Below are 12,430 nucleotides of genomic sequence, written 5' to 3'. Positions count from 1 at the left end.
AAGTCCTTTTCAAAGCTGCAAAGTTTTCAAATGCTCTTGAATCCGATCTGCCACACGGAAAGAATTGGCATAAATCGTCCACGTATAAGGAACACTTCCCCCTGTCGGCATGAAACTCGCATCGCTTACGTAAAGATTTTCCACTTCATGTGCTTTACAGTTCTTATCGAGTACCGAGGTTTCCGGATCATTTCCAAATCTGCATCCGCCCGCTACCAAATTAGGAGGTGGAGCATTTGAGATATTAGACTCTATTTCAACTGCTCCCATCTGCTTTAGTACTGAAATAGCCTTTTGTGCCAAAAACTCTCCAACTTTTAGATCGTGTTTATGCCCGCAAAGGTTAATAACACCTACATTTACACCGTATTTGTCTTTCTCTTGCTCGTCAACACTTACAAAACATTTATCGGTAGGCAACCAATCATTAAACACTTCAAAAGTAAGCACTCTTGAGGTAGTCAAACGATTATGAATCTTCTCCATCAGCTTTTCACCCCACATCAAATTCCCATTTTCATTATAAAGTTCTTGATTAACTCGGGGAATTATATTTTGATGCTCAAACAAGAAATCAATCGTACCGCCTTTATAGTTCTTTTCATCCTCTGTATATTCATACCAGTCTTGCAGGCTTCTGTTAAAAAATACACCCACTTGCATCAACTCTTTTTGCTGCTGCAATGTCAATTTATCAAAAATAAAACGCCCGCTTCCAGTCCCACCTGCCGAAAAAATCAGATTTTTTCCAACTTGCCCGTTAGAGTTTGCCAAACCGCTTGGGAAATACTCATCTTTTGAATTCAACAGAAGTCTTGAAGTCTCGATCGCTTGAGCTGCTACAACAAAAATCTTGGCATTGACTACATGAGTAACGTTATGTTTTGTCTTGTAAAAAGCTTTTGTAACTCTTTCACCGTCACTCTCCAGATGATACACAAATGCATCGGTAATTATTTTTGCCTTGCACTTTTGCAAAAGTGCTGCTCTTGCACTCCCTTTTGCACCACTTGCGCAACCATAACTTCCACAAAAATTTGAATAATAACAACTGTTTCTCTCTAAAGCACTTTTTGACAAAATGGCACGCGGTGTCGGAATAGAGCTGTAGCCTAACTCTTCACAAGCTTTATCAAACCATTTGACAGCATTATTGGTTTGCAATTCAGGGTAGGGAAAATCTTTGCTCGATCGCATCTCCTGAAATTTATGCTGTACAACCCTGCCACTTACACCGATCACTTTTTCCACTTTATCGTAATAAGGTTCTAAATCCTCATAAGAGATAGGCCAGTCAACAACATTTGCACCTTCAATTTCTCCATATGTAGAAAGGAGCCTAAAATCCTGCGGTTTGAGTCTGTGAAAATAACCGCTCATCAGGTTTGAAGAGCCACCAACTAAAGAGCCGTTCCAAAAATTCCAGTTATATTCTGCCCCATCATAACGGGTATATTTTCCGTCTTCATATTCGTTTATAATATGCTTTTGTTCATCTAGTGGCGGAGTAAAAAAATCACGGCGAGAAACTGCCAGTTCATCTTTATTAAAATCTTTTTCACTGTAATATTCCCCTTTTTCCAAAACAATTACTTTGTATCCGGCATTGCTAAGTTCATAAGCTATCGGAGCAGCACCTGCTCCACTTCCTATTATACAAACGTCATAGCTCATATATACACCTTCTTCGGACGCGGCAGACCACCCGAAAATTCAAGCCATTTCCAACCTGCTTGATTATTGTTACCGCTATAGATAGGATCGCCTAACATCGCTTCAAACGTGTAACTCATAATGTCATATAAGAAATCCTCTCCCCACTTCGTATCAGCAATTTCTGTTAGGATGTTTTGTCGTTGATGTGCAGGCAGTTTGATATACTCACGTTTATACTTTTTAATTGCCTCTTCGTTTAACCATTTCACACCGTTTTTCAAAAACTCCTTATCACTTTTAGAGATTTTTTTATGTCTGAAAACCAAGTGCATATACGATATAGTTTTGATATTTAATTCCACTATTTTTGGGACAAGATCTTTTTGTAGAACTTCTATCGTTTTATAGGGTGTAGTAACACCAAATAAACTACATCCGTCAAATAAAAATACCGATGAGCTTAAAAAGCCATATTGTAAAAATTTTCGTTTTGAAGCATCCATCCGAAAATTATATAGTAAATTTGTGTATGTTGTGTGTAAAAATTTTAACGAAAGCATCCAGATAGGAATATGTTTCCTATCTTCTGTATAAAAGTTTTTATAGCTTAATTTTTATCTCCAAAAATCATTCTGTCTAAAGAGAATTTTCCAGCTCCATGAGACAAAAATATCAATAAAAACAACATATAATAAAGCGGTATTTCAAAACCGTTTTGTCCTGCTTGAAATCCATGAGGCAAATGTACCGTTACAATAGCAACGATCATTACAATAATAAGAGGGATTGAAATAGCTCGAATAAATAGTCCTAAAGTAAGTAAAACGACACCCGTAATCTCTGTAGTTGCAGCCATGTAAGCATTTAGTGTCGGTAGTGGAATCCCTAATGTACCAAACCACTGGGCAACTGCAGAAATATCACTCCATTTCATCATAGCAGGTTCATAAAAACCGTATGCGACTATCAACCTTGCAAACAATAATGCACAAGACTTTAAATTTTCCGAGAGTCTTGAAAACTCCATATAGATATCTTTTATACACATAACTAACTCCTAACGGAGTGCAGGTGTTATGAACCGCACTTACCTACACCGCATTTCATCGGTTTTTTATCATCTTTTTTCATCATTTTCTCTTTCGTCATCTCACTTCTTTTACCTTCACATTTCTCATTATCCATCATGTTTTTACGCTTCATCTCTTTTTTCGTACCGCATTTACCCTCTTTCATCTTTTCGTCATCCATCATCTTGCGATCCTTCATTTTCTCTTTTGAGTTACCGCATTTTCCCATGCCTTCATCAGCACTTAATGTCATAGTACTGAAAGATACCAACAGCATAGCAGATGTGATTACACTGATAAAACCTAACTTTTTCATTTTTCATCCTTTTGTGTTAAACTTCAAGTATTGTATAACATTTGTGTGTAGTATTTGTGTAAATTATAATAAAAGGTTTATTTTGTATAAAAAAATTTTACTCTTACATGGCTGGGGTGGAAGTGATTTCCCCCATTGGCAAAGTTGGCTGGCAGGAGAAATAGCTAAAGATTACGGATGTGTGAATTTTTTAAAGTTCAGTAATTTTGATGTTCCTAAATTCGAGACATGGAGTAAAGAATTAATTCATACTTTAAACGAGTTCAAACCAGATATTGTTCTATGTCACTCTTTGGCAAATATTTTATGGTTTCATCTTGCCAATAAAGGACTCTTGCCACAAATAAAAGATCTTTACCTCGTAGCTCCTCCAAGCCTAACTTGCCAGATCGCAGAACTTCAAGAATTTTTTCCCGTTGCTCTTCCTCACAACCTGTATGCACAAAACACAACATTTATCTACTCAACTAACGATCCATATATGGATGAAAAAGAAGCACAACATTTACAAGAACAATTAAGTGTACGTACTGTTAAACTTGAAAATGCCGGACATATCAATAGTGATAGTAACTTTGGAAAATGGGAGTGGATCTTAAAAGATATTAAAGATTTACCGTAAAATATTTTTATAATGAACTTTAATGACTATTGGATATAATTCTGTATTACAAAAAAGGGGTTTAAATGTCTTCACTCAGTCTGAGTAAACAGATAAGCTTAGGATTTGCTCTTATCCTAGCTGGTATGATTATTATGGGGGTTGTAGCAATTAGTAATATGTCAAGTGCAACTACTAATTCTAAAATTCTAAATGATGCCTATATTAAAGAGGTAGAAATAGCTAGTGCGCTAGAGAGAGATTTTGCAAAAGCAAGAATCAAAATGATTAAACTCGGCGGAGGGGATCTGTCAAGTAAAGCTCAACTCGATACCAACTTTGAAACTATTTTTAAAGAGATAGAAGCTTTAAATGCACATGCTATAGAATATCCTCGTTTAAAAGCTCTCAAAAAAGAGTTACCTGATGTTCAAGCAAAACTAATTTCTTATAAACAAGTTAGCGATGATCTAGCGAAACTATACAAACAAAATGGAGAAAATGCAGACGTTTCAGAGCTCAATAAAAAGGCTACTCAATATGCTTTGGCAGCATTAAATTCTGTTGAAAAAGTTAATAAAGCTGGATTAGCGGGGACACAAAAACTTTCTACAGCATCAATCAATGCACTTGAGAAATCATCAACATTAATGATTATAGTATTGACTCTTGCACTTCTTATCAGTATTGCTATAGCATATTATATTATTGTTATCGGTATCAATAAACCGTTAGCTAAATTCAAAAGTACTATGTTGCAGATTGCTCAAAATAAGGATTTAACACTTAAAGTAGATACTAATGCCCCGCAAGAGATAGGTGAAATTGCGATAGAGTTCAATACATTTACGACTGAACTTCATAGTCTGATTGACAATACAAAACGTTCTTCAAATGAAAATGCTTCAATCGCACATGAACTTTCAACAACTGCTTTAGGTGTTGGAACAAATGTAGAAAAATCGGTAACGGTGATTCAAGAAGCGAATGATACAGCTGTGAAAATTCGTGATGAGATTCAAACATCCATAGCGGATGCTGTTGAAAGCAAACAAGAAATTATCCGTGCAAACGAAAACCTGACATCTGCAAGTAACGATGTAAGGGCAATGAATACAAAAGTACAATACACTGCACAAACTGAAATTGAGCTCTCTGATAGAATGAATACACTTTCAAGTGATGCGAATCAAGTAAAATCTGTCTTGGAAGTTATTAGCGATATTGCAGATCAAACAAACTTATTAGCACTAAATGCTGCAATAGAAGCAGCGCGTGCAGGTGAACACGGTCGTGGTTTTGCCGTTGTTGCCGATGAAGTAAGAAAACTGGCAGAGCGTACACAAAAATCTCTTGTAGAGATTAATGCTACTATTAATGTAATCGTTCAGTCTATTATTGATGCAAGTATGCAGATGAATGACAATTCTCAAGAGATCCAAGCTTTAGCACAGTCTGCTTCGGAGATAGAAGCTAAAATCAATGAAAGTGTTGAGATTGTACAATTGGCAGTGAAAGCAACTGATGCTACGGTATCTGACTTTGAAGCTACAGGTAAAAGTGTAGATGAAATTGCTTCAAAAGTATCTTCAATTAATGAGATTTCAGCTACTAATGCAAGAAATGTTGAAGAGATTGCAGCAGCTGCAGAACATTTAAACTCAATGACAGAAGAGTTAAACAGTAAACTTGAAGTCTTTAGAACGTAATAAGATTGTGCTTATCGGTGCCTCGACAGGGGGACCTGCACATATAGAAAAAATTTTAAGTGCACTACAAAGCCCCCTCAACTATACTCTTATAATTGCGCAACATATGGGAGCAGAATTTTTACCCAGTTTTGTTAAGCGCCTTTCACTTAAAACAGGTCATCCTATTTTATTAAGTGAAAATAACCAAACATTGCAAAAAGGGCATATCTATATTGCTACAAACCATTGCCGTCTGTCTAAAGATGCTGAACATATAAAATTTCAGGTAGAAAAATCCAATAATGCTATGTTTAATCCTGAGATAAACCAACTTTTTGGCTCAGCTGTCTCAATTATTTCAACAAATAAACTTCTTGCCATATTGTTAACAGGAATTGGTGATGACGGTGTACAAGGGTGTCAACTTCTTGCCGAGCATGGTGCAGAGTGTATAGCTGAGAGTGAAAAAACTGCGATCGTATATGGTATTCCCGCCCGAGCAAAAGAGCAAATTCCCAACATCAATGTTTTAGATCTTGATCAAATAATTGATGCTATACAAACTTTTGGAGCAGCATAATGTTAAGTTGGTTATTTCCGAAAAAGACACCTTCGTCAAGCTTTGGAGATCAAGAAATTCAAGAAGATTTTTCCAATATCGAGAGCATCGCTGATTATTTTAAAGATTTAACAGGTGTTACGTTTGATAAGCAAATCTCTATACTTAATTCAAAAACAAAAAGTTTTTGTCTAAGTTATGGAATTTACTCTTATAACGAATTATTAGAAAAGATTTCACACGATGAAGACCTCAAACAAGACCTTATCAATAGACTTACCACAAACGAAACATTTTTTTACAGAGAGTTCAATCAAATTGCCGAACTCGTTTCACTTATCAAACAAGATACTCATCCTGTTCGGATTTTATGTGCTCCGTGTGCTACGGGAGAGGAAAGCTATTCAATTGCTATCGCTCTTTTAGAAGCAGGTGTTCCAAAAACAAAGTTTACAATCATGGGGATAGATATAAATTCAGAAGCTATCGAAAAAGCAAAAGAAGGTATTTATAGGGAACGTAATGTCCGTAACCTCTCCGATGAAATACGTCAACGCTACTTCACGCAACATGGAGATATGTTTCATCTTACACCGGAAATCAAATCACTTATTGAATTTAAAATATTCAATATCTTTGAAGAGAATTTTAAAAAATTAGAAAAATTTGATTATATTTTTTCACGTAACATGCTTATCTATTTTGATATGCAGACAAAACAAAAAGCGGTAAAAATACTAGAATCAATGCGAAAAGATCAAGCTAAAAAAATATTTTTCGGACATGCCGATCTTTTTTAGCTCTGTTCCTTATGCATAAACATCTATTTTCCCACTCACTGTAGGTGTAACCTCTTGCGTCTGAGTAGATTGAAAAACCTGTGCCTTATTCGCTGTTTGGTTTGTAGAACTTAAAAGTTGTTTGTTATCCTGTGAACTACTCTCTTTTGAAGAGGGATCAACTCTACCAAACTGTACGGGACTTGAATAAGGAGATTGAAAAAGATACTGTTTAACTTGCATAACTTCCTCCTTCATCAGCTTCTATTTCTAATATTATAACACTATTAAAAATATTTTTTCAAGTTTTTACTCTGAAGGAAGTCTATAGTTTACTTTTATTTTTTCCTGTAAAAGCGTCAAATAGGCATTATTTAATCAAGTATCCAAATTGTAAATTTCTTCTTTTTGATTGTGTCTTTACTTAACTTTTTTTGCGCTTTTTCGATTAAATCACTTTTAATAGCGACATAAGACTGTTTGTCATATATATCTATTTTACCAATATCTTCTCTTGTAAAAGTTCTTTCTGAAGTCAAAGCACCCAAGATATCCCCTGCTCGTAACTTATCTTTTTTCCCACCTTCTATTACAAGCGTTGCATATTCAGAAAACATACTAAAATGTTCATCATTTTTTAGCTGTTCATCATTCATTGCCTTAATAGGCTGGTACTCTTCTACTTCAGCAGCTTCACTATATAAACTTACCGCTAAACCTTTTGCACCTGCACGTGCGGTTCGCCCTATTCTATGTGTATAAATCTCTTTGGAATGCGGTAAATCATAGTTTATAACCATAGCTAGTTCTTTAATGTCTAGTCCCCTTGAAGCAACATCTGTCGCAATTAATACCCTGCAAGATTTGTTTGCAAACTGTACCAAAGTATCTATGCGGTCATACTGTTCTAAATCCCCATGAAGAGATAAAGCATCAACTTTACTCTCTTGCAAAAACTCCGCTATCTCATCAGATTCTAATTTTGTATTGACAAAAATAATTGCATTACTCGGTTTGTAATGTGCCAGTGCATTTACAAGTGTCTCTCTTTTGTTTTTGGTAGATATAAACAACTCTTCAATCTCATTTTTTTCTTCGATCTCTGCACTGCTTACCTCTATAGGATTTTCTTGAAACTTTTTACTGATTTCTAATACCTCATCGTTATAAGTTGCTGAAAAAAGGAGTGTCTGCGGTCTTGATTTCATATGAGAATGAACCTGTTCTATCTCTTCTAAAAATCCCATATCCAACATACGGTCAGCTTCATCCAGAACAAACGTATTTAAAGCACTCAAGTCCAAACTAGCATGATTTAAATGTTTTAATACTCTGCCTGGAGTTCCTACAATTATATGAGCATGATGTGCCAAGCTTCCAAGCTGTTTGTTAAATGATTCACCACCGATAAGAGTCAAAATCTTAATATTATGTTGAAATTTGGCAAGTGCACGTAATTCCTGTGCTACTTGCTGTGCAAGTTCCCTTGTCGGACATAATACTAAAGACTGTACACGGAACTTTTTCACATCTAGATTTAATAAAAGAGAGATTCCAAATGCTGCCGTTTTACCGCTTCCTGTCTTTGCTTTAGCTAGGATATCTTGTTTCGAGTATATATGTTGCAGACTTTGCTCCTGAATAGGAGTCATAAACTCATATCCAAGTTTTTGAAGGTTTTCTACCATACTTTCTGGCAGATTTAAAGTTGAAAATGTTTTTTTATCGCTCAAGCTTTTTTTGCCTCAAAATCAATACAATCTGCAAGTGCTTTTTTAATACTTGTAGGTTCTAAATTATATTTTGTTTCAAATGTAATAATGCCCTCTATATTAAACACTTCGACATCTTGTACCAACTGAAAAATATCTCCCATAAGTCCTTTATGCTCTAAAATAGCATCTTTTACTTCATTAGAAATATGTAAACTATCCAACAGTTCTGCCAAAGGTGCATTCAAGACAACATCCAATGCAGAAAGTATGCCTGTAAAATACGCTTCTCCCAACATATTTGAACCACTCTCAGGTTTGACGATTTTTAATACTTTTTCCATCATAACCGCACGTGTTTGAATCGTTTGCATTAAAGGGGAGTGTTCATTAGAGTGGGAAACTGTTTTAGAGTAAATCATCAACATCAACCATTCCGCTAGTTTCATACGTCCTAAAAGTGTGATTACATGGTGAATACTTGATATTCTTTTCATAAAAAAGAATGCACCCGAATTGATAAACTGCAATAATTGTAAAGAGATCTCAGGATTTTTCTCAAACTCATTTGCCAACTCGTCAATATTTGTCTCTTGCATCAAAAGATTATAAAGGTGCAGAACATTTGCTCTGGAAGCTTCAAGTTTTTCACTTTCTAAAATTTTTGGCTTTGCAAAATAGTACCCTTGGAAATAATCACATCCTATCTCTTTGGCCAAATCAAACTTTTCATGAGTATCTATCTTCGAACCAATAACTTTTATATTTGATGCTTTTAAACTCTCAATCATCGTCTCAACTTCTTTTTCCAACTCTTGTGAGAAGTCAAGTTTAAAGTAAGAGATATAATCCATTACGACATGATATTTTTCAAAAGTATGAATCGTTAAAGTAGTATCTGATATACCAAGCAGATACCCTTTCTTATGAAGCTGATGTAACCTTTCAAGAATTCTTTCATCCATTTCAATGTCATCAAACAATGAGAAAATAAAAAATTCATTCGGTATTGAAAAAATAAGGTCACTGAGTAAAAACTTTTCATCAATTTTAATAAAAGCACGCTTCTCTTTTAAAACCTCTTTGGTACCAAATCTATTTAGAATACTACTGATTACGGCAGAACTGGCATATCTGTCATCCGTAACATCACTTCTTTTTTTTGAGTCTCTATATAACACTTCATATGCAAATAAAGATGCATCGTCTCTTAAAATAACTTGTCTTGCTAAATATACGTGTTCCATAATTCCATACCATTTTCGTTCTTATTAATATAAGTATATCACAAATAACTCTTTTTTTATTTTTTCACTTCTGCTAAAATAGTTCTATAAGGTTGTATAACATGCATATTTTGTTACTTGAAGATGATCCTGTTTTAGCAGATATATTAATAGACTATTTACGTGAAATTTACCAGGTTTCACATGCTTATAATGCAAATGAGGTAGATACCTTGTTGGATAAAAATCAATATGACCTTTTTATATTTGATATCAATGTTGCAGGAAAAAACGGGATAAAATTGCTTCAAGAACTTCGTAAATTCAGTTATAACACACCTGCAATTTTTATTACCGCTTATCAAGATACAGACCATTTAAAAAAAGCTTTTGATGCCGGAGCTCACGACTATATCAAAAAGCCGTTTGAACTTGATGAACTTAATCTCAGAATCTTAAATCTCAAAAAAATTTTTCATATAGAAGATGAACAGTCGATCGAACTCGCACCAACCGTTTTCTTCAGTCCACTCTTAAAAACAATCTCTAAAGAGGGCAAGACAATATCTCTCGGACAAAAAAACACACAACTTTTAAATTATTTTTTGAAAAATCGTTCACGTATCATCTCAAGTGAGGAGCTCACACAAAATATATGGGATTATGATTCAATACCCAGTGAGGCCACTCTTCGTTCCCATATACGCGATCTGAGAAATATCATAGGCAAAGATAAAATCAAAACTATCCGCTCTGAAGGATACATCTATGAATAATATCACTAAAAAATCGTTTTACTCCTTTTTGGCACTTTATCTTATCAGCTCTTTTATATTTCTCTCTCTTACTGCTTACTGGTTTTATTCTTCCCAAGTTGCAATGGAAAAAAATAATAACTTTTATAAAATGAATCATATTGCAGATGTGGTTAGTTCGGAGGTTATACATGCAGCTATGATGCATGAAAAGTTTCATTTAAAACATTTCGATCGAGCGAGTGTGGCATTGATTGATAAAAACAAAAAACTCATCATAGGAAACTTGGTACAAAAAGTAGACTTTACAAAAGATTTTTATATGGATAAAGATATGTTTACACTCGTCTCAACACGTTCTGCAGGCCATCTTGGAGTAGCATACATAGTTATACAAAGTGATGAATGTATTAAAAACATGGAAAAAATTAAAAACAAAGTTGCTTATGTAGTTGTAATCACAGCTATCTTAATTATTATTATTGCAGTCTTTCTATCATATATTTTTCTCAAACCGATTAAAGATAAAATGAACGAGATTGAAGCCTTCGTAAGAGACACTACACATGAATTAAATACACCTATTACTGCTCTCATGATGTCACTTTCACGTCTTAAAGCCAAGCAAACATATGATCCAAACATCTTAAATAACATCTCAATCAGTACAAAACAATTGCATGATATCTATGCAATTCTCTCCTATGTCAGCTTTGATACGCAAGAAGCAGAAGAGGAAATCAACTTTGCACAAATTGTCCAGGAACAGATAAACTATGTAAACGAGTTAAGTAACAAAAAGAATATTACAATTAAAGCAGATCTCCAACCTTGTTATCTCACTATCACACCAACAAAGGCAAAAATGCTTATCAGTAATCTGCTGGGTAATGCAATCAAATATTCACACCAAAACGGAACTATAGAAATAATAACGAAAGAAAACTTTTTTAGTATTCAAGATTATGGCATAGGGATACCCAAAGAAAAGCTTCATACTGTATTTCAAAGATTTGTCAGAGCTTCAGAGTATAGCGGTGGCTTTGGTGTCGGACTCAATATTGTTGAAGAGATTGCGAAAGAGTACGACTATATAATTCAACTAGAATCGCAAGAGGGTATAGGAACAAAAATAACGCTTAACTTTTAATCCCATAAACTTCTGCACGCTGCACAATAGTTTCTGAATAGTGCTGCATCGTTTTTTGCTCTGCCATTTTTCCGTTTTGCTCAAATACTACATTTTCACTCTGAAGGATCTCTTGTGCTTCGTCATACTCCTCTTGAGTCACCTTATAAAGTTCATTTAGAATATCTATCTGTGCAGGGTGAATAATAGTTTTTCCAAAAAGCCCCTCTTTAAGATCACGTAAAACATCACGCTTAAACCCTTCATCATCTTGAAAACAAGGATATACGCCTCCACTGATCGAGAGTCCTGCACTTTTAAAAATTGCTATCAAATTTCCAATAACTGCACTGCCTGCTGCAAAATCGAAAACAGATTCATCACAAGACCTTCGCATACTCAGCTGCCTCAACATATCTTCAAGTCCGAAACGAACTAACAAAATTTTATGTTTGTGTGTTAGTATTAACTCTTTTAATTGTTGTAATTTCTCTACATTAAAGAGCTCTTCACCCTCTATACTAGGCATTATATAAAAATCTGTTCTCTCCAGAAGATGTAGATATTGTGTTCCATTTGTTAGTGAAAATTTTGGTAAAACAAAACCATCTATATTCTCTATACCTTCCATTTCTAAAAGTGTTTGTAGATGATTTACATCACGCGGACGGATAAATATAAATGGAGATGTATCACTACAAACCTCTAAAGTAGAAACAACTTTTTCATAACCATTTTGTAGTTGCTCATCATCAAGTCCATCTTCAAAATCAATAACTAATGAACGCAATTGCGGATATTTTTGTTTTGAAATAATAGGTGCTAAGTTTTTATGAATTGCAGGAATGAACAGTGTTCCACCGAGTTCTATGTGAGTAATTATTCTTTTCATAAGGTCATTTTACTATGACACCGTGAAAGTGTCAAGTAAAATGG

General features: G+C 34.6%; 14 protein-coding genes. 6 read left to right on the top strand and 8 right to left on the bottom strand.

Annotation, left to right across the window (positions count from 1 at the left end; translation table 11 throughout):
• Positions 1-9 precede the first annotated feature (9 nt).
• The 4 genes from P6N22_RS04340 to P6N22_RS04325 form a co-directional block, all read right to left on the bottom strand.
• Positions 10-1,674 (bottom strand): GMC family oxidoreductase, encoded by a 1,665-nt coding sequence (locus tag P6N22_RS04340; protein WP_280330550.1) that lies wholly within the window; start codon positions 1,672-1,674, stop codon positions 10-12.
• Positions 1,671-2,159, bottom strand: a complete 489-nt coding sequence (locus P6N22_RS04335; protein ID WP_280330548.1) for a gluconate 2-dehydrogenase subunit 3 family protein — start codon at positions 2,157-2,159, stop codon at positions 1,671-1,673. The genes P6N22_RS04340 and P6N22_RS04335 overlap by 4 nt, the downstream gene beginning before the upstream one ends.
• A 104-nt stretch (positions 2,160-2,263) precedes the next feature.
• Positions 2,264-2,704: a DoxX family protein gene (locus tag P6N22_RS04330; RefSeq protein WP_280330545.1), complete on the bottom strand. Its 441-nt coding sequence runs from the start codon at positions 2,702-2,704 to the stop codon at positions 2,264-2,266.
• Between the two features lie 26 nt (positions 2,705-2,730).
• Positions 2,731-3,042, bottom strand: a complete 312-nt coding sequence (locus tag P6N22_RS04325) for a hypothetical protein (RefSeq protein WP_280330543.1) — start codon at positions 3,040-3,042, stop codon at positions 2,731-2,733.
• A gap of 82 nt (positions 3,043-3,124) precedes the next feature.
• Here P6N22_RS04325 and P6N22_RS04320 point away from each other — a divergent pair, with 82 nt between their 5' ends.
• The 4 genes from P6N22_RS04320 (at position 3,125) to P6N22_RS04305 (ending at position 6,693) form a co-directional block, all read left to right on the top strand.
• Positions 3,125-3,664, top strand: coding sequence for an alpha/beta hydrolase (locus P6N22_RS04320; protein ID WP_280330541.1), 540 nt, complete (start codon positions 3,125-3,127; stop codon positions 3,662-3,664).
• A 65-nt stretch (positions 3,665-3,729) separates the two neighbouring features.
• The gene (locus P6N22_RS04315; protein WP_280330539.1) at positions 3,730-5,352 is read left to right on the top strand and encodes a methyl-accepting chemotaxis protein; all 1,623 of its coding nucleotides are present in this window, start codon (positions 3,730-3,732) and stop codon (positions 5,350-5,352) included.
• On the top strand, positions 5,333-5,914 hold the full coding sequence (locus P6N22_RS04310) for a CheB methylesterase domain-containing protein (RefSeq protein ID WP_280330537.1): 582 nt from the start codon (positions 5,333-5,335) through the stop codon (positions 5,912-5,914). Before P6N22_RS04315 ends, P6N22_RS04310 begins: the two co-directional genes overlap by 20 nt.
• A complete protein-coding gene (locus tag P6N22_RS04305; RefSeq protein ID WP_280330535.1) occupies positions 5,914-6,693 on the top strand; it encodes a CheR family methyltransferase in 780 nt (259 codons plus the stop codon). Before P6N22_RS04310 ends, P6N22_RS04305 begins: the two co-directional genes overlap by 1 nt.
• Positions 6,694-6,702: 9 nt before the next feature.
• On the opposite strand, the gene P6N22_RS04300 is transcribed toward P6N22_RS04305, so the two are convergent.
• From P6N22_RS04300 to P6N22_RS04290, 3 genes are all read right to left on the bottom strand, one after another.
• Positions 6,703-6,915, bottom strand: a complete 213-nt coding sequence (locus P6N22_RS04300; RefSeq protein WP_280330534.1) for a hypothetical protein — start codon at positions 6,913-6,915, stop codon at positions 6,703-6,705.
• A gap of 131 nt (positions 6,916-7,046) precedes the next feature.
• The gene (dbpA, locus tag P6N22_RS04295) at positions 7,047-8,405 is read right to left on the bottom strand and encodes an ATP-dependent RNA helicase DbpA (RefSeq protein ID WP_280330532.1); all 1,359 of its coding nucleotides are present in this window, start codon (positions 8,403-8,405) and stop codon (positions 7,047-7,049) included.
• Complete coding sequence (locus tag P6N22_RS04290; protein WP_280330530.1) at positions 8,402-9,631, bottom strand: EAL domain-containing protein; 1,230 nt, start codon at positions 9,629-9,631, stop codon at positions 8,402-8,404. Before P6N22_RS04290 ends, dbpA begins: the two co-directional genes overlap by 4 nt.
• 101 nt (positions 9,632-9,732) lie before the next feature.
• On the opposite strand from P6N22_RS04290, the gene P6N22_RS04285 reads away from it, so the two are divergent.
• Together P6N22_RS04285 and P6N22_RS04280 are read left to right on the top strand one after the other, a co-directional pair.
• Complete coding sequence (locus tag P6N22_RS04285) at positions 9,733-10,386, top strand: response regulator transcription factor (protein ID WP_280330528.1); 654 nt, start codon at positions 9,733-9,735, stop codon at positions 10,384-10,386.
• On the top strand, positions 10,379-11,515 hold the full coding sequence (locus P6N22_RS04280; protein ID WP_280330526.1) for a HAMP domain-containing sensor histidine kinase: 1,137 nt from the start codon (positions 10,379-10,381) through the stop codon (positions 11,513-11,515). Before P6N22_RS04285 ends, P6N22_RS04280 begins: the two co-directional genes overlap by 8 nt.
• On the opposite strand, the gene P6N22_RS04275 is transcribed toward P6N22_RS04280, so the two are convergent.
• Positions 11,505-12,386, bottom strand: a complete 882-nt coding sequence (locus P6N22_RS04275) for an HpcH/HpaI aldolase/citrate lyase family protein (RefSeq protein ID WP_280330524.1) — start codon at positions 12,384-12,386, stop codon at positions 11,505-11,507. The genes P6N22_RS04280 and P6N22_RS04275 overlap by 11 nt on opposite strands.
• Positions 12,387-12,430 lie beyond the last annotated feature (44 nt).

The sequence above is a fragment of the Sulfurimonas sp. C5 genome, assembly GCF_029872055.1.
GTDB lineage: Bacteria > Campylobacterota > Campylobacteria > Campylobacterales > Sulfurimonadaceae > Sulfurimonas.
Note: the sequence above shows the minus strand (reverse complement) of the source record. Positions and strands in the feature narration are given on the sequence as shown.

Bases quoted from the DNA above. Each gene is read 5' to 3' on its own strand.
- P6N22_RS04340 (WP_280330550.1), bottom strand. From the start codon at position 1,674: ATGAGCTATGACGTTTGTATAATAGGAAGTGGAGCAGGTGCTGCTCCG.
- P6N22_RS04335 (WP_280330548.1), bottom strand. From the start codon at position 2,159: ATGGATGCTTCAAAACGAAAATTTTTACAATATGGCTTTTTAAGCTCA.
- P6N22_RS04330 (WP_280330545.1), bottom strand. From the start codon at position 2,704: ATGTGTATAAAAGATATCTATATGGAGTTTTCAAGACTCTCGGAAAAT.
- P6N22_RS04325 (WP_280330543.1), bottom strand. From the start codon at position 3,042: ATGAAAAAGTTAGGTTTTATCAGTGTAATCACATCTGCTATGCTGTTG.
- P6N22_RS04315 (WP_280330539.1), top strand. From the start codon at position 3,730: ATGTCTTCACTCAGTCTGAGTAAACAGATAAGCTTAGGATTTGCTCTT.
- P6N22_RS04305 (WP_280330535.1), top strand. From the start codon at position 5,914: ATGTTAAGTTGGTTATTTCCGAAAAAGACACCTTCGTCAAGCTTTGGA.
- P6N22_RS04300 (WP_280330534.1), bottom strand. From the start codon at position 6,915: ATGCAAGTTAAACAGTATCTTTTTCAATCTCCTTATTCAAGTCCCGTA.
- P6N22_RS04290 (WP_280330530.1), bottom strand. From the start codon at position 9,631: ATGGAACACGTATATTTAGCAAGACAAGTTATTTTAAGAGACGATGCA.
- P6N22_RS04285 (WP_280330528.1), top strand. From the start codon at position 9,733: ATGCATATTTTGTTACTTGAAGATGATCCTGTTTTAGCAGATATATTA.
- P6N22_RS04280 (WP_280330526.1), top strand. From the start codon at position 10,379: ATGAATAATATCACTAAAAAATCGTTTTACTCCTTTTTGGCACTTTAT.
- P6N22_RS04275 (WP_280330524.1), bottom strand. From the start codon at position 12,386: ATGAAAAGAATAATTACTCACATAGAACTCGGTGGAACACTGTTCATT.